Below are 16518 nucleotides of genomic sequence, written 5' to 3' on the forward strand. Positions count from 1 at the left end.
AGTTGCATTCCACGGCGGCCGCCTATGGTTCGACGATCGAGAGCTTGGTCGCCGGGCCGTGTGGGGTGGGCCGTCGTCGATCGCAATGGCCGCCGCGGTGGCCCAATCGACGGGCACCTCCAGCGGCGCACCTCGACCTACGGCGGCGTCGCGGTGGCCGAAGTGCGTTACCTACGCTCCATTGACCGGCATCGAACCAGCTTGAGTGACTAGGGGTTTGACACCTTGGGACGACGCGCGATAACGGCCCGGTACGGTGGGCTGATGGCCGAACCGTTACTCGCCGCGGTACATGTCCTCGACTTGTCCGGCGGTGCCGCCGACGCGGTGGCCCGTCTGCTCGCTGACCTGGGCGCCGACGTGGTGAAGGTGGAACCCCCGGGTGGCAGTCCGGCGCGGCGCGCCCGGCCGACGTTGGCCGGCACCAGCATTCCCTTCGCTGTGCACAACGCCAACAAGCGCAGCGTGGTGCTGGACGCGCGCAACGACGGCGATCGCGACCGCTTCTTCGAGCTCGTCGCGGGCGCGGACATCGTTGTCGATGCCGGCTCTCCGGGTCAGGCCGCCGCGTTCGGCACCTCCGGCGCCGAGCTGGCCGACCGGCACCCCCACCTGGTTGTCGTGTCGATCACGGACTTCGGCGCGAGGGGCCCGCGCGCGTCGTGGCGGGCGACCGATCCGGTGCTGTTCGCGATGTCCGGGTCGTTGTCGCGTTCCGGGCCCACCATCGGAACCCCGGTACTGCCGCCCGACGGCATCGCCTCGGCCACCGCCGCCGTGCAGGCGACCTGGGCCACACTCGTTGCGTATTACAACAGATTACGTTGTGGCACAGGCGATTACATTGACTTCTCTCGCTTTGACGCAGTCGTCATGGCGCTCGACCCGGTCTTCGGCGCGCACGGGCAGGCGTCGGCCGGGCACCGCAGCAGCGCGTGGCGGGGCCGCCCGAAGAACCAGGACCCATACCCAATCTGCGCGTGCCGGGACGGCTACGTGCGGCTCTGTGTGATGGCGCCGCGGCAGTGGCACGGCCTGCGCCGGTGGCTGAAGGAGCCGGCAGAATTCCAGGACCCCGAATACGACACGCTGGCCGCCCGGTTTGCCGCGTGGCCGCAGATCGCCGTCCTGGTCGACGTCCTGTTTGCCGACAAGACTATGAAGGAGCTGGTCGCCGAGGGGCAGGCGCATGGGGTGCCCATCGCGGCGGTGCTGACGCCGTCGCGGATTTTGGCCTCCGAACACTTCCAGGCCGTCGGCGCGATCACCCATGCCGAGCTCGTCCCCGGCGTGCATACCGACGTCCCCACCGGCTACTTCGTGGTCGACGACGAGCGCTGCGGCTTCCGGACTCCGGCCCCCGCACCCGGCGCCGACGCGCCGCGTTGGCTGGCCGAGCCGGTGGCTGCGCCCGTGCCGTCGGGCGAGGTCGGCGAACGCCCCCTGCACGATCTGACGATCCTTGACCTGGGCGTCATCGTCGCCGGGGGTGAGCTGAGCCGGCTGTTCGGCGATCTGGGCGCCGACGTTATCAAGGTGGAAAGCGCCGACTACCCCGATGGGCTGCGGCAGTCGCGGTTCGGCGACGTGATCAGCGAATCGTTCGCGTGGACGCATCGCAACCACCGCGGCCTGGGCCTGGATCTGCGCAGCGATCAGGGCAAGGACATCTTCCGGCGGCTGGTTCGCCAGGCCGACGCGGTGTTCGCCAATTTCAAGCCCGGAACCCTGACCGCGCTTGGCTTTTCCTTCGACGCGTTGCGCGAACTCAACCCCCGCATCGTGCTCGCGAGCAGCAGCGCGTTCGGCAACCGCGGGCCGTGGAGTCGGCGGATGGGGTACGGCCCGCTGGTGCGCGCGACCACCGGCGTAACCCGGCTGTGGACGTCGGAGGAAGCCCAGGCCGACACCTCGCGGCACCCGTTTTACGACGCCACGACGATCTTCCCCGACCACGTCGTGGGCCGCGTCACCGCGATCGCGGCACTGGCGGCGCTGATCCGGCGCGACCGCACCGGCGATCCGGCCCACGCCCACATCTCGCAGGCCGAGGTCGTCGTCAACCAGCTCGACACCTTGTACGTCACCCAGGCCGCGGCGCGCACCGACGCCGGCGAAGTCTGCGACGACACCAGTTTGCACGCGGTCTGCCCGTGCGCCGGGGACGACGAGTGGTGCGTCATCTCGATTCAATCAGACAGTGAATGGCGTTGTGCGACACAGATATTAGGACAGCCACAATGGGCCGACGACCCGCGGTTCGGCACCGCCGAAACGCGCATGGCCCACCGCCGGGAACTGATCGAACTGGTCTCCGCCTGGACCCGCACCCAGACGCCGGTGCAGGCCGCCGCGGTGCTGCAGTCGGCCGGGATCGCGGCCGGGCCGATGAACCGCCCGCCCGAAGTGCTCGATGATCCGCAACTCGTCGAGCGTCGGCTGCTCAGCGACATGACCCATCCACTGGTCAAGCTGCCGATGCCGGCCGAGACCGGCCCGGCACCGTTCCGGCACATCCCGCCGGCGCCCACCCGGCCCGCGCCGCTGCCCGGCCAGGACACCCGCGAGGTCTGCAGGAAGCTGCTGGGCATGAGCGACGCGGAGATCGACCGGCTGATCATCGAGCGGGTGCTGTTCGAGTCCGAGGCGGGGTCGCGATGACGCCGAGATAGGTGCGTCCTATGTCCGTCGACCCCAAGACCCCGGTGCTGGTCGGCTATGGCCAGGTCAACCACCGTGATGAGACCCACAACGGCGTTCGGGCGAGCCTGTGGACCTGATGGTCGCGGCCGCCCGCGAAGCCGCCGAGGCCAGGGTGCTGGCAGCCGTGGACTCCGTCCGGGTGGTGAACATCCTGTCGGCGACCTACCGCGACGCGGGGTTGCTGGTCTGCGAGCGGATCGGCGCGCAGAATTTCACCACGCTGTACAGCCCGGTCGGCGGGAGTGTCCCGCAGACGCTGCTTGACCGGGCTTGCTTGGACATCGCAGGACCGCGCCGGTGTGGTGCTGCTCACCAGCGTCCCGCCGTCGCCGGTCCAGCGCATCACGACCAACGCCCGGGCATCGCGCGAGCTTGCCCTCGATACCACCATCCGGCACACGCATGAACTGCGGATGGCATTGCGCGAGTTGGGCTCTCGCTGGGTAGCTACCGACGTGATCGATGTCGTGGACGACGTGTATTACCCGACCTACGACGAGCTGGTGACCATGCAGGCCGATGCCCGGTTGCGGATCAAACGGCGCCGCACCGAACGGGAACGGCTGCAGGCGCTGCGGCTGCCCGACGTGATCGACCACGCCTGGGTGCCTGTCGACCCGGCGTCAGCCTAGGAGATCGCCGAGGGGTGACTGCGGGTCGGCCAGCTTGTTGGGGTCGACCGGAGCCGCCGACCTGATCAGGGCTTTGACGTCGTCGAGCACATCCCAGATGTTGACATTCATTCCGGCCAGCACCCGGTTGTCGCCGTCCAGCCAGAACGCGACGAATTCGCGCCCGGCGAAGTCGCCGCGGAAAACAACCCTGTCGAAGTCGGGTGCGTGACCGACGTATTCCATGCCCAGGTCATACTGGTCGGTGAAGAAATACGGCAGTTCGGTGTATTCGGTTGGCGTGCCGAGCATTCCGGTGACGGCTACGGCCGGCTGCTTGAGCGCGTTGGCACAGTATCTCGGTGCGGATGTGTTGGCCGTAGCGCGGATGCTCGACGGCGGAGATGTCACCGACGGCGTAGATATCGGGGTCGCTGCTGCGCAGCGCGGCATCGACGAGCACACCGCCGGGCGGGCCGGACCCAATGGACAACCCCGACCGCTCGGCAAGCTCGAGGTTCGGCTGTGCGCCGACGACCACCAGCACGGCATCGGCGGCCACCATCGACCCGTCGCGCAACCGCAACCCGGTCGCCGCTCCGGCGGTCGTGGCGATCTCCTCGACCTGGGTGTCCAACCGCAGATCGACCCTGTGTTCGCGGTGCAGCGCGGCGAAATACCTCCCCAACGGTTTCGCCTAGCGCCGCCAGCAGGGGTTGTTTGGCGGCCTCGACGACGGTCACGTCAACGCCGCGCTGCCGAGCGGCCGCGGTCACCTCGACTCCGATCCACCCGCACCCGCACGGCGAGCGAAGTTCCTTCGGTGAGAACAGAATCCAGCAGCGTGGCGTCCTGGTAGCTGCGCAGGTATGTAGTAGACGCCGTCGGCCTGGGCCCCGGGATCGGCGGGCGCCGCTCCGCCGAACCGGTCGCCAGCAACAGCTTGTCGTAGTGCACGGCGGTGCTGTCGCCGAGTGCGACCGTGTGGGCGCCCGGATCTATAGCGGACACCGGCGATCTGAGTCGCAGGTCGATGTTGTGATCGATGTACCAGTCGGAGTTGTGCACCGTGAAATCGGCCAGCGTCTTCTTCCCGGCCAAATACTCCTTGGACAGCGGCGGCCGCTCGTAGGGCAGCCACCGCTCCTCGGCGAACAAGATGATCTGTCCGTCAAAATCGTTGTCTCGCAATGCTTCTATGGCTTTAGCTCCGGCGCGGCCGCCGCCGACGATGACGAAGGTGCCCTAACTGACCATGATCGCTGCTCCTGTTCGTGTCGCATATCCACCCTACTCGGGCCGGGTCAACCGACCAGGTCACGCAGGGCATTGCGGACCGCGTGACCGCCGAGGTCGTTGTTGAAGTACATCCACACGTCCTTGCCGTCGCGGTCCCATTGGCCGAGGCGGTCGGCCCAGGACCGCAGTTGGTCCGCGGAATACGAGCCGGCATAGATGGCGTCGGAATCGGGGCCGTGCATGCGGATGTAGACGCAGTCGGCGGTGACTCAGAGGATGCACGCCAGCCGGGCGCCGCTCATCACCACGTAGCCGGCGCGGTGACGTTCCAGTGTCCGGTAGGCGGCGGGGCCGTCCCAAAATGGGTGGCGCAACTCCACGGCCACCCGGATCTGCGCCGGCATCAGATTGAGGAACGCGTCGAGGCGGTCCAGTGTGGTGTCGTTACGCTGCAGTTCCCGATGCAGCTGGACGAGCAGCACGCCGCGCCGGTCGCCCAGCAGCCGCCAGCACCGCTCGAATCGCTCGATCCACGGTTCGGGGGAGAACAGCCGGCGATAGTGAGTGAGCCAGCGGTGGGCCTTGACCGACATGGTGAACCCCCGTCGGCAGCTGGTCCCGCCATCCGGCGAACGTCGAATCCTTGGGCCAGCGGTAGAAACTGGCGTTCAGTTCGACGGTGTCGAACACCTGCGCGTAGTAGTCCAGCCGGCGCGCGGACGCCGTGCGCGGTGGGTATAGCACGTCGGCCCAGTGGTCGTAGAACCACCCGGAGGTACCGATGCGGATGGTCAACCCGGTCATCCGCCGGCACAGATCTTTATCCAGCGACGCCCGGACCAGCGCGGCCGCTAAGCGGGAGCTAGCGTGCGGTGCAAGTGATTCCAGTTTTGCCGCCTTACCGGGCAGCCCCAGTTTCCGGGCGGTGTCGATCGCCCGGTCGTCGAAATACGGGCGCACCCACGTCCAGACATCTTGAACCTCACGCAGGTAGATGTCGGCGCTGGCGTCGCCGATTCCCTTGAATTTCTTCAACATTCGTTTGGCTTGGGCGTTGTCGTGGTTACTGCGCCCGGCGAGTTCGCGCAATCCTCAGAGTACTCGTCGCGGACTTGCTGCGCCATGTCGGTGAGGCGGGTCGCTGAGCTTTCGTCGTAGCGCACGTAGTGCGCCCGGCCGAACGCGCTGATCATCGTCTGCCGATCGGCCGCCAGCGCGGCTTTCGGCGTGCACAGGCCCGCCTGGAACAGTTCCCGAACGGCACGCATGGCGATGGCGGCGTCGATGGGTTTGCCCGCAAGCATGCACAACACGAGTAGTTGGAACAGCGGCATCGGCTTGTCGTTGAGCCGAATTCCCCGCCTCGTCCGCGTAGGTGGTGCCGCCGGCCTTGAGCACGCGGCGCATCCGCCGTTTGGTCTCGTCCGTCTTTGCCATGAAACGGCACACCCGCGGCACGCGGTGGCAAACGAGTTACCTGGGCGGCGGCGCGCCCGCATACCGGACGCCGCGTGAAACTCAGCCCGCAAGCTGGCGTTTGTTTTCACGCCCTGCGCATCGACCCACACCCAACCGCGAGTTTCGCGACCGGCCATCACCATCGGATGCACGTGGGGTCGCTGCTGCAGTGCGGCGGTGTTTTCGGGCGGTATCCGCACCATTACCCGCCTTGCGCACGGGCAGGGCCGCTGACCACCACCATGCGGCCGCCCACCAGAAACGCAAGGCCACCGAACATCGACTTCTCGTCGACTCCGCGCTGCAGGGCCAGCACCTCGCGGATCCGGTTGGCGAGATCGGGGTCGTAGACCATTCGCGGTGCTTGACCCGTCAGTTCAGGTCGACCCGGATGGTCAACAGGTCGCTGCCCATCATCCGCGCCGCCGCGCTGTTGAGCTTGGGGAGATCACCGAGCCGCTGCACGGCATCATTGTCGGGCAGCAGGTGTGCGGTGCCGCTGCGCCACTGCCCGCCGATGCGCACTCGCACCCGCGGGTCGGCTTTGATGTTACGCACGTAGTCGGAGTGGTCACCGTGTTCGGAGACCATCCAGAACTGGTTGTCCACCACACGCCCGCCGACGGCCGTCCGTCGCGGCTTCCCGCTCTTGCGGCCGGTCGTCTCGATCATGGTCACCGGCAGTCGCCGGTCCACCGGGTTGACCACCAGCCGCTAAACGCGATGCACCACTTGCCGTTTGAGATCTCCGACGTTGCTCATATCGCCCATTCTGCTGTGCGCGAAGGTTGCGCAGGCCAGAGCGTACCCGGCCACGGGGGACACCTGAAATGTCTCCAGCCTTCACCCGGGGCGGTACCGCACCGAATCCAGCTGCGGCGCAGGCCGCCACCACGGCGGCCTGCGCCGCCGGCTCGAGGGCCTGCGCGACGATCTCCGCGACGTCGGTCATCGGCTTGACGTTCAGCGTCGCGAGCACTTCGGCAGGCGCGTCATCCAGATCCAGCTCGTTGCGCGCCGGAATGAAAACCGTTGACAATCCGGCACGTTGGGTGGGAAGCAGCTTCTGCTTGACGCCGCCGATCGGCAGCACCCGGCCATTCAGCGTGACCTCGCCGGTCATACTGACATCGGAACGGACCTGAAGTCCGGTCGCCATCGACACCAGCGCGGTCACCATCGTGCCACCGGCCGACGGGCCATCCGTGGGCACACCGGCTCGCTGTTCTCGGCGAGCTTGGTCGTCACCTTCCGCAAGGCTGGCCATCAGCCTCTCGAACTGCCGGACCCCGCAGCTCGCGGGTGTAGTCCGTGGCGATCTTGCGTAGCGCGGCGTCGGTGACGGTCACCTCGCTGGCGGTCAGCGCGGTCCGTTCCAGCTGCCGGGGCAGCAGGTAGTCCCGGGCGATCGCGACCTTGTCGTCCTCGGTGTAGCCGTCGATCTGCACCAGCTCCATCCGGTCCAGCAGCGCCGACAGGGATGTTCTCGATCACGTTGGCGGTGGCCAGGAACACGACGTCGGACAGGTCGAGGTCCAGATCCAGGTAGTGGTCGCGGAACGTGTGGTTCTGCGCCGGGTCGCGCACCTCGAGCAGGGCCGCGCTCGGGTCGCCGCGATAGTCGGAACCGACCTTGTCGATTTCGTCCAGCAGTACAACGGGATTCATCGACCCCGCCTCGCCGATCGCGCTCACGATCCGGCCCGGCAGCGCGCCTGCATAGGTGCGCCGGTGACCGTGGATCTCGGCCTCGTCGCGCACACCGCCCAGCGCGACGCGCACGAACTTGCGGCCCAGCGTCCGCGCCACGCTCTCGCCTAGCGAGGTCTTGCCGACCCCCGGGCGGGCCCGGCCAGCACCATCACCGCGCTCGAGCCGCGGCCGCCGACGATCTGCAGCTCACGCTGGGCGCGGCGCGCCTGGACCGCCAGATATTTCGACGATGCGGTCCTTGACGTCGTTCAGCCCGTGGTGGTCGGCTCGGCATTCAGGATTGCCCGTGCGGCCGTCAGGTCCGTCAAGTCCTCGGTCCGCACGTTCCAGGGCAGGTCCAGCACGGTGTCGAGCCAGGTGCGGATCCAGCCTCTGTCAGGGCTCTGGTCGCTGGACAGTTCCAGCTTGCCGACCTCGCAGCGCGGCCTCGCGCACCTTTTCTTCGGCAACTTCGCCGCCTCGATCCGGGCCCGGTAATCGTCGGAACCGTCGGGTTCTCCTTCGCCGAGTTCCTTGCGAATCGCGGCGAGCTGTTGGCTCAGCAGTAACTCCTTCTGCGTCTTCTCCATGCCCTCGCGCACGTCCTCGGCAATCTTGTAGTTGACTTCTTGTGCTTGGCGGCCAGGGCCTTGATCTCATCGGTGACTTCGACGTCATCGACCTCGGTTACCTCGACCCACAGGGCCGCGCCGGGCCCGCTGGCTCCGGCAGCGATCTGCGCCCGGCGTTCGGCCCGAACGACGGCCGCCGACCCGCCGCTGCCTGCCATCCGTCCGACCTGCAGAATCTTCACGATCACACCGTGCGACGGGTAGCGGTCCTCCAGCCGGAGGGCGATCAGCAGTTCACCGGACTCACTGGCCCGGGCAGCGTCGATCGCCGTCCGCGCGGCGTCGTCGAGCTCGATCGGCACCACCATACGGCAGTACGATCGTGTCCGTGACGAACTACACCGGCACTGATTTGTGCTCAGCTATCAATCCTCCAAAGGTTTAGTCTGTTGCGCTCAACCTTTGACGGTGTGCTTTTGTTCCCGGCGGGCCGGGGGAGCCAGGGCGAGGCGGGGTCAGCCGGCCGACCAGTGCGCCGACGCGCGCCGGCAGACCCGGAAGGCCTGGACCTTGACCTTATTGCCGCAGGTGGCCATGCCCGCACCAGTGCGGTTCTTGGCCCGTGAGGAATCGACGTAGAGCAGCGTGTAGTCAGGGTAGGCAAGCGCTTGACGTTGGCGATGTCCGGCCCGGCCTGCTGGTCGAGCAGATCGGCCAGGTTGGCGATCAGTTGCGCCGCGGTGCCCTCGCGCGCGGTGGCGCCGGTCGTCAGCAGTCGCGGGGTCAGCCGGGGCCGCGCCGCCTGCGCGCAGCTCGACGTCGGCGGGCCGCGGCACGGCCCCGTCCAGCCGGGCGATGGTGGTCCGGTAGATGGCTTCGCGCACTTCGGTCGCCGAGACGAGATCCTCAGCGGTGACCTCGATGTCGGCGTCGACCAGCCGGGCCTGCACGGCCCACTCGGACAGCGCCGACGGCACGGTCAACCGCTCCTGGCGGGTGCTGTTGCGGCGCTTCAAGGTGCCCGCGAAGTCGAGGCACAGCCGACCGGAAACGAACCCGAACATCACGTAACCACCCTGGCAGGTTTCGATGGTGCCCGCAACAGAGTCCGGCCGGGCTACTCGATCGGTGCCAGCCGCCGCAGCTGCGTCACGTGCGTCGGGGACAGCTCGTCCAGCGAGGTCACGCCCAGCAGCTGCATGGTGCGCCGCACCCCGGTTTCCAAGATCTGGATCGCGCGATTGACACCGGCCTCGCCGCCGGCCATCAGGCCGTACAGGTAGGCCCGGCCGACCAGCGTGAACCGCGCTCCCAGCGCGATCGCCGCGACGATGTCGGCGCCGGACATGATGCCGGTGTCGACCACGATTTCGGTGTCCTTGCCGAGCTCGCGCGCCACCGTGGGCAGCAGACGGAAGGGTACAGGGGCGCGGTCAAGCTGCCGGCCACCGTGATTGGACAGCACCACGCCGTCGGCGCCGCGTTCGACCACGGCCCGCGCGTCCTCCAGCGTCTGGATTCCTTTGACCACGAGCTTGCCCGGCCACTGTTCCTTGAGCAAGACCAGGTCGTCGAAGGTGAGGCTGGGGTCGAACATGGTGCTCAGGTATTCGGCTACGGTCCCGGGCCAGCGGTCCAGCGACGCGAACGCCAGCGGTTCGGTGGTCAACAGGTCGAACCACCACTTCGGGTGCGGCACCGCGTCGAGAACGGTGCGCAGCGTCAGCGACGGCGGGATCGTCATCCCGTTGCGGTTGTCGCGGAACCGGGCACCGGAGACCGGGACGTCAACGGTGACCAGCAGGGTGTCGAATCCTGCCGTGGCGGCGCGCTTGACCAGTGCCATGGAACGCTCGCGGTCTTTCCACATGTACAGCTGGAACCACTTGCGGCCGCGCGGCACGGCCGCGACCAGGTCTTCGATGGCGCAGGTGCCCAGCGTCGACAACGAAAACGGGATGCCGGCCTTGGCGGCCGCCGAGGCGCCGGCGATCTCGCCTTCGGTCTGCATCAGCCGGGTGAACCCGGTTGGGGCGATGCCGAACGGCAGCGCGACCGGCGCGCCCAGTACATCCCAGTCGGCGTTCACATTGCTGACGTCGCGCAGGATCGTCGGGTGGAACTCGACGTCGCGGAACGCCTGCCGGGCACGCACCATCGACAGCTCGTCCTCGGCGCCGCCGTCGGTGTAGTCGAACGCAGCCTTGGGGGTGCGCCGCTTGGCAATGCGCCGCAGGTCCTCGATCGTGTACGCCGCGTCCACCCGGCGCTGGGTTGCATTCCACTGCGGACGCTTGAATTGCATCAGGGGCGCCAGCTCACGGAATTTGGGTACGCGTCGTTTCACGACCATGTATGCCACCGTAGTTAAATGGACTTGTCAAGCGATCCTTTTGATTTTCACGGTACGTTGTCGCCCAGGCTCCGGTGTATCGCAGCGTCGTCGAGGAGTGCGGGCCGGCGCCAAACGCGGCCACTGGATGTGGTTCATCTTTTCCCCAGCTACGCGGCCTGGGCAGCAGCCCGACGGCGCTCAAGTACGGTATCATGTCGCTGTCGGAGGCGTGGGCGTACCTGGCGCATGAGGTGCCGGACTCGCGGCTGCACAAAATGCACGCGGCTGGTCAGTCAGGTGCGCGGGGCCGCTCGGTCACCGAGATCTTCGGGTCCCCAGACGATCTCAAGCTGTGCTCGTCGATGATGTTGTTCGCGCTTCGCCAGCAACGATCATCAGGACTTCACCGCGGTGCTCGACACCTAATTACCGGGGACAGCTGGATCCGCTGACCTTGACCCGGCTCTGACCTTGACCCGGCTGAAGGGTTAGGCGGGCTGCAGAATGCGCCAGCCGTGCGCCTCGACGATCAGCTCGTCGACGACGTCGCGGGGCGGGGCGTAGGATCCACCAATGACCTCGGCGCGCGACGGGCCCAGCTCCGGCAGGGCCAGCCGCAACGGCTCGTCGCCGATGTTGAGCGCGACAAGCAACGCCTGGTCGCCGCTACGGGTCCGGTAGACGTAGTGCTCGTTGGTCAGCCGCAGCGCGGTCGTCGTGGCCGAGTGCGACCAGGGGTGGCGGCGACGCAATCCTACCAGGAACTGGTGCAGCCGCCAGGTTTCGGCGCCGAAGGCATTCAACGCCAGATTCGGTGCTAGTGGGGGAGAACCGAACTCGGGGCGCACCGCGTCGTCGCCGCCGTACCGCTCCTCTTTGACGCCGCGGAACCCGAATTCGTCGCCGGCGTACACGATCGGCACACCGCCGATCGTCAACAGCAGCACCAGAGCGTGCGCCAGATGGGCGGGGTTGGTCAGGCGACTGGCGATGCGGGTGACGTCGTGGTTGCCGACGAACGTCAGCGGCGCGAAGTTGGCCAGGAATGCGTTGTGCCGCTGCAACGCCCAGTCGAGTTCGAAGAAGTTGCCGTCGTTGAGACTGCTCCAGATCGCCTTCCACAGCTCATACTGGGTCGCCGAGTCGAACGTGGCCGCCTTGACGATCGCCGCGTAGTCACCGTGGATGAGTTCGCCGACGAACCAGGCGTCCGGATGACGCTGGCGCACCCTGGGCAGGACCGTCGCCCAAAAGTCTTGCGGCACGGTGTAAGCCGCATCCAAGCGCCAGCCGTCGGCGCCGCGTTGCAGCCAGTGAGCCATCACGTCGGCGACGTAGTTGACGACGTGATGGTTGGCGTGGTTGAGGGTGATGAGCTCGGAATGCCCCTCGAAAGTGTGGAATCGGCCGGGGCGTCCCCGGAACCAGCGGGCCGCCGCGTCGTCGTGCGACGCGTCCCGGTAGCGCGCGAAGTCTACGCCGACGTGGTTGAACACCCCGTCCAGCAGCACCCGCAAGCCGCGGCGGTGCGCTTCGCCGACGAGGTGGTCGAAGTCGCCGTCGTCACCGAGTCGCGGGTCGATACGGTAGTGGTCGGTGGTGTCGTAACCGTGGGTGCGCGAGGCGAAGATCGGCCCCAGCGCGATGCCGGATGCCCCCAGCTCGACGGCGTGGTCCAGCCACTCCGCTATCCGCCGCAGCCGATGCTCGCCCGCTTCCGGCGGGGCCGACCCCTCGGGGGTGGGAAATGCTCCCACGAACCCCAAGGGGTAGACCTGCCACCAGATCGCATGCTGCACCCACGACGGGGTCATGAGCGAGCCACGAACGCTACGATCAGCCGACCCCGGCCAGCGTCTCGGCGGCCGTGATCGCTTGGGCCACACCGGCAACGATCACCGCGGCGTTGAGAGCGCTTCCAGGATCACTTCTCGATCCACGCCGGCCTCACGCAGCGTGTGCTCGTGCGCGACGACGCAGTGTGAGCACCCGTTGATGGACGACACCGCGAACGACCACAGCCCGTAATTCGCCTTGTCCACGCGGGTGGCCGATGATGTTCATCCGCAATCCGGCGTGCAGGTCGTCGTACTTGCCGTCCAAAAACCCGCGGCCGCGGGAGAACACGTTGTTCATGCCTATGATGGTCGCTGCACCCAGTGCCGCCTGATAGGCCGCCGCGGACAGATCGTCGGCCGCTTCGGCACCAATCTCGGTGAGCACCTGACTGTTTCGCGGCGCCGACGGCTGGCCAACAGCGTGCCCCACAAACTGCTCGTTGTCGAGGACTGTGGTCCGCGCGACCGAGCCAGGGTTCATCTTGAGGTCCTTGGCGTACTCGGGCAGCGCGTCTTTGAGGTTTTCGGTGGTCATGTCGCCTCCGTCGGCTCGCCTTGTTTCCTGCCTTGATTTACGCCGACGCCTTGAGCAGCTCGCCGGCGTTCAGAGTCGGGTCGCCCTTGCGCCAGTTGCAGGCGCACAGTTCGTCGGACTGCAGAGCGTCCAGAACCCGCACCACCTCGTCGACGTTACGCCCCACTGATCCTGCGGTCGCCGAAACGAATTGGATTTCGTTGTTCGGGTCGACGATGAAGGTCACCCGGTCCGCGACACCGGCGTCGTTAAGCACGCCGGTCGCCAAGCAGAGTTCGCGCTTGATGTCCGACAGCATCGGGAATGGCAGCTTCTTGAGGCCCTCGTGCTGCGCACGCCACTGGAAGTGCACGAATTCGCTGTCGATCGAGACGCCGAGCACCTTGGCGTCGCGATCCTCGAACTCGTCGTTCAGCTTGCCGAACGCGGCGATTTCCGTCGGGCACACGAAGGTGAAGTCCTTCGGCCAGAAGAACACGATCCGCCACTTGCCCTCGTAGTCGTCGCTGGAGAAGGTTTTGAAGTAGTCCCCTGGTTGCTGCGCGTCGACCTTCGACAGGTCGCCGCCGATTAGGCCCGTGAGCTCGTAGGGGGGAAATTGGTCGCCGATAGTGAGCAATGACATCTCCGCTCCTTATCTGGATTTAGTCAAGATTAGGTGTGCACTCACCATGGTGCCGCGAGTGAGACTTGAAGTAAAGGTGATATATCACACTAGACTCATTAAGTATGACCGATAAGGCTTTCAGCCGACCCTGGCCGGGGCTGCGGGCTTTCGCGGAGGTGGCCGAGAAGCGTCATTTCGGCAGTGCCGCAACGGCTCTCGGCGTCAGTCAGTCGACCCTCTCGTAGTCGCTAGCGGCGCTGGAGACGGGTCTGGGCACCCATCTCGTGGAGCGCTCCACCCTGGCGTGTCCGCTTGATACCGGAGGGGACCCAGCTGTTGCCGCTGGCTCAGACGGTCGTCGAGCCGAGGCGTTCACCGCCGCCGCAGCGGGCACCGCGGATCCGCTGCGCGGCACCCTGCGGCTGGACATCATCCCCATCGTCGCGCCTTACGTCCTGCCCGTGGTGCTGGCCGGACTGGCCCAGCGCCTGCCCGCCCTCACCCTGCGCGTGATCGAATACCAGACCGAACGCCTGCTGACCGCGTTGTGCGGCGGCGCGTTGGACGCGGCCCTGATTGCGTTGCTCGCCGCGGCCGGCGGGATCACAGAGGTGCCCATCTACGACGAGGACTTTCTGCTCGTGGTGCCGCCCGGCCATCCGATGTCGGGCAAACGCCGGGTGCCGGAGTCGGCCTTGGCGGACCTGCCGCTGCTGCTCGACAACGGCCACTGTCTGCGCGACCAGGCCCTGGAGGTCTGCCAGAAGGCGGGCGTGCGAGCCGAAGTTGGACCTGGGCCTGCCCGGGTTGGCCGTCAAAGTCCGCTATATGGCGCGGTGCGGCATTCGTTGATGACATTGACGACGCTGGATCCGCCGGTCGGCGCGGTGGTCAGCATGTGGACCCAGCAGTGCTACGGCAAGCAGCTGACCGCGGCCTTGGCGCTGCTGGAGGCCGAATGCGATGAACTGGCCGTCTATCTGGTGACCGAGTCCGTTCCACTCGCCGCGCCCGTTATCGAGTCGGGCTCTCGCACAAATGGTTTGGCCAATATCGCGCTGCTGCGCCGACCGCCGGAGTTGGACCAGGCGACCAGCCGCTACTTGTTCAAGACCGCCTATCCTGCATGCGGACCGCACATGACCACACTCGAAGACGCCGTAACACTCTGCGCCGCAGAAAGCGGGATGGCGGTGATCTCGACCGTTCGCGCCGGCGGCACCGTGCAGGCACCGCTGGGTCAACGTCGGCCGGCTGCCACACCCGGACACCGGCGAGCCGGTGCTCGGCTTCACCACCTACGGCAAGGTCAAACTCGCCAACTTGCGCGCCCGCCCGCAACTGGCGATCACGTTCCGCAACGGCTGCAGTGGGCGACCGTGGAGGGCGGCGCGGAACGTGGTCGGTCCCGATGGACCCGCGACCCTGGCTTCGCCCTGACACGGACTCTGACCGGTTGCGGCTGCTGCGTGAGGTTCACCGCCGCCGGCGGCACCCACGACGATTGGGACGAGTACGACCGGGTGATGGCACTGGAGCGACGAGCCGTGGTGCTGATCGCACCGACCTGAGTCTACAGCAACGGGTGAGCTCCGGCCGGGCGGCGGTGCGAGGTTAGGCTGCAGCGGTGAAGCTGTTGCTGTTCAACGACACCAATCGGGTCCGCACCCTGACGCTGAAACGGCCTGAGGCATGACGTCGCCGGCTTGTGGGGGGTGATGCGGATCTGCCGGTTCGCGCAGATGTACGGGACGGCGCGGCTCAACGATATCGGTGATTCGCTGCGTAATCCCGTTCGAGGTTCTCGAACCGGCCTTCGCCCGGCTGGTCGCCTCCGGCTACGTGCAGCGGGACGGCAACCAGATGTGGTTGACGCCCGCGGGCGCCCAGCAGGTCGATTATGTCTACTCGCTGCTGTTGGGCTGGATCGTCGACAAGCTGTCCCGCTCGCCCCACTTCGCGGGCCGGCCCCGCCGCCAGGTCGAAACCGCGCTGCAGCACATCGCACAACGCGTTCTGGCCCAACGCGATTGGCACGACGACATACCCGCGACCCCGGAACGACTGTTGGAGAACGCAATTGCGCGCATGCTGCGCGGTGATCCCGGTGTGCGACATCCACAACAGCGCAGTCGATCTCGATGACGGCTTCGGCATGGCGACTACGGACATGCCGAGCACGGCGACCGGCGGCCCATGAAGAAGACCTCACTGAGCGACTCCGAATACGCCTGCACGATCGGGGCGGCCACGCTTGGCGGGCTGCCGGTGCAGGGCACTCGGCGAACTGACCGCATCGGCGGGGAGCCGCTGGCGGCCAGGGCCGGACATCCGGCCCTGCAGGAAGTTGGAAAACACCGCGCCGAACGAACTCCCGATGGTGCGGAAAAACGTCCACACCCGACGTGGCGACGCCGAGATCCTCGAACTTCGAGGTGTTTTGCACGATGAGAACCAGCACCTGCATGGACAGACCGATGTCGGCGCCCAGGATAACCAGATAGAGCGACTGCACCAACGCCGACGTGGGACGGGGCTATTCCGCGACATGAGCAGAAACGCCAGCGCCATCAGCGCGCTGCCGCACCGGAAAGACCTTGTACCGGCCGGTCCGGCCGACCAGGGTGCCGCTGCCGGTGGAGGTGTTCAGCATGCCCACCACCATCGGCAACGTGTGTAGTCCCGACGTGGTGACCGAGACGCCGTTGACGTTACTGCATGTAGGTCGGCAGAAATGTCATTGCGCCCAACATCGCGAACCCGACCACGAACGACAGCACGCGGCAGACCGTGAACACCGGGCTGCCGAACAACCGGGTCGGCAGAATGGGTTGTGGAACACGGGTTTCGACCCAGACGAACGCGGCCAGCGCGGCCGCGGTGCCGATGAACGACCGATGATCGTCGCCGAACCCCACGGGTACAGAG

7 protein-coding genes and 12 pseudogenes are annotated in these 16518 nt (G+C 67.0%); 7 read left to right on the forward strand and 12 right to left on the reverse strand.

Annotated features, from left to right (window positions below; all coding sequences use genetic code 11):
* Positions 1–264 precede the first annotated feature (264 nt).
* The 3 genes and pseudogenes from FQ389_RS16170 to FQ389_RS16180 all read left to right on the forward strand — a co-directional run.
* On the forward strand, positions 265–2661 hold the full coding sequence (locus FQ389_RS16170; RefSeq protein ID WP_144209508.1) for a CaiB/BaiF CoA transferase family protein: 2397 nt from the start codon (positions 265–267) through the stop codon (positions 2659–2661).
* Between the two features lie 20 nt (positions 2662–2681).
* A pseudogene (locus tag FQ389_RS16175) lies at positions 2682–3014 on the forward strand (acetyl-CoA acetyltransferase); the annotation flags it as partial.
* A 45-nt stretch (positions 3015–3059) separates the two neighbouring features.
* Positions 3060–3335, forward strand: a pseudogene (locus tag FQ389_RS16180) (hypothetical protein); the annotation flags it as partial.
* Here FQ389_RS16180 and FQ389_RS16185 read toward each other — a convergent pair.
* The 8 genes and pseudogenes from FQ389_RS16185 to FQ389_RS16220 all read right to left on the reverse strand — a co-directional run bounded on the left by FQ389_RS16185 (position 3327) and on the right by FQ389_RS16220 (position 10628).
* Positions 3327–4547: pseudogene (locus FQ389_RS16185) on the reverse strand (NAD(P)/FAD-dependent oxidoreductase). The pseudogenes FQ389_RS16180 and FQ389_RS16185 overlap by 9 nt on opposite strands.
* A gap of 71 nt (positions 4548–4618) precedes the next feature.
* Positions 4619–5348 (reverse strand): annotated as a pseudogene (locus tag FQ389_RS16190) (DUF72 domain-containing protein).
* A pseudogene (locus FQ389_RS16195) lies at positions 5349–5990 on the reverse strand (endonuclease); the annotation flags it as partial.
* 36 nt (positions 5991–6026) lie between these two features.
* Positions 6027–6366, reverse strand: a pseudogene (locus tag FQ389_RS16200) (TfoX/Sxy family protein).
* Positions 6367–6383: 17 nt separating this feature from the next.
* Positions 6384–6722 (reverse strand): nitroreductase family deazaflavin-dependent oxidoreductase, encoded by a 339-nt coding sequence (locus tag FQ389_RS16205; protein ID WP_260860852.1) that lies wholly within the window; start codon positions 6720–6722, stop codon positions 6384–6386.
* A 172-nt stretch (positions 6723–6894) separates the two neighbouring features.
* Positions 6895–8656 (reverse strand): annotated as a pseudogene (locus tag FQ389_RS16210) (S16 family serine protease); the annotation flags it as partial.
* 134 nt (positions 8657–8790) lie between these two features.
* On the reverse strand, positions 8791–9339 hold the full coding sequence (locus FQ389_RS16215; protein ID WP_186296481.1) for an ABATE domain-containing protein: 549 nt from the start codon (positions 9337–9339) through the stop codon (positions 8791–8793).
* A gap of 53 nt (positions 9340–9392) precedes the next feature.
* Positions 9393–10628 (reverse strand): alpha-hydroxy acid oxidase, encoded by a 1236-nt coding sequence (locus FQ389_RS16220; protein ID WP_144209512.1) that lies wholly within the window; start codon positions 10626–10628, stop codon positions 9393–9395.
* Between the two features lie 74 nt (positions 10629–10702).
* On the opposite strand from FQ389_RS16220, the gene FQ389_RS16225 reads away from it, so the two are divergent.
* Positions 10703–11062: a DUF1810 family protein gene (locus tag FQ389_RS16225; protein WP_144209515.1), complete on the forward strand. Its 360-nt coding sequence runs from the start codon at positions 10703–10705 to the stop codon at positions 11060–11062.
* 36 nt (positions 11063–11098) lie between these two features.
* Here the strand turns inward: FQ389_RS16225 and FQ389_RS16230 are convergent, their stop codons facing one another.
* The 3 genes and pseudogenes from FQ389_RS16230 to FQ389_RS16240 form a co-directional block, all read right to left on the reverse strand.
* A complete protein-coding gene (locus tag FQ389_RS16230; protein ID WP_144209518.1) occupies positions 11099–12424 on the reverse strand; it encodes an alpha-amylase family glycosyl hydrolase in 1326 nt (441 codons plus the stop codon).
* 22 nt (positions 12425–12446) lie between these two features.
* Positions 12447–12983 (reverse strand): annotated as a pseudogene (locus FQ389_RS16235) (carboxymuconolactone decarboxylase family protein).
* A 37-nt stretch (positions 12984–13020) separates the two neighbouring features.
* Entirely contained in the window at positions 13021–13608 is a 588-nt protein-coding gene (locus FQ389_RS16240) for a peroxiredoxin (RefSeq protein WP_144209521.1), read from the reverse strand.
* 104 nt (positions 13609–13712) lie between these two features.
* Here FQ389_RS16240 and FQ389_RS16245 point away from each other — a divergent pair.
* The 3 pseudogenes from FQ389_RS16245 to FQ389_RS16255 form a co-directional block, all read left to right on the forward strand.
* Positions 13713–14378: pseudogene (locus tag FQ389_RS16245) on the forward strand (LysR family transcriptional regulator); the annotation flags it as partial.
* Between the two features lie 351 nt (positions 14379–14729).
* Positions 14730–15161 (forward strand): annotated as a pseudogene (locus tag FQ389_RS16250) (TIGR03618 family F420-dependent PPOX class oxidoreductase).
* A gap of 117 nt (positions 15162–15278) precedes the next feature.
* Positions 15279–15639, forward strand: a pseudogene (locus FQ389_RS16255) (MFS transporter); the annotation flags it as partial.
* 152 nt (positions 15640–15791) lie between these two features.
* Here the strand turns inward: FQ389_RS16255 and FQ389_RS16260 are convergent.
* Positions 15792–16518: pseudogene (locus FQ389_RS16260) on the reverse strand (MFS transporter); the annotation flags it as partial.

The sequence above is a fragment of the Mycobacterium tilburgii genome (assembly GCF_902168065.1).
Taxonomy (GTDB): Bacteria; Actinomycetota; Actinomycetes; order Mycobacteriales; family Mycobacteriaceae; genus Mycobacterium; species Mycobacterium tilburgii.

Bases quoted from the DNA above. Each gene is read 5' to 3' on its own strand.
- FQ389_RS16215 (WP_186296481.1), bottom strand. From the start codon at position 9,339: ATGTTCGGGTTCGTTTCCGGTCGGCTGTGCCTCGACTTCGCGGGCACC.
- FQ389_RS16240 (WP_144209521.1), bottom strand. From the start codon at position 13,608: ATGTCATTGCTCACTATCGGCGACCAATTTCCCCCCTACGAGCTCACG.
- FQ389_RS16220 (WP_144209512.1), bottom strand. From the start codon at position 10,628: ATGGTCGTGAAACGACGCGTACCCAAATTCCGTGAGCTGGCGCCCCTG.
- FQ389_RS16170 (WP_144209508.1), top strand. From the start codon at position 265: ATGGCCGAACCGTTACTCGCCGCGGTACATGTCCTCGACTTGTCCGGC.
- FQ389_RS16230 (WP_144209518.1), bottom strand. From the start codon at position 12,424: ATGACCCCGTCGTGGGTGCAGCATGCGATCTGGTGGCAGGTCTACCCC.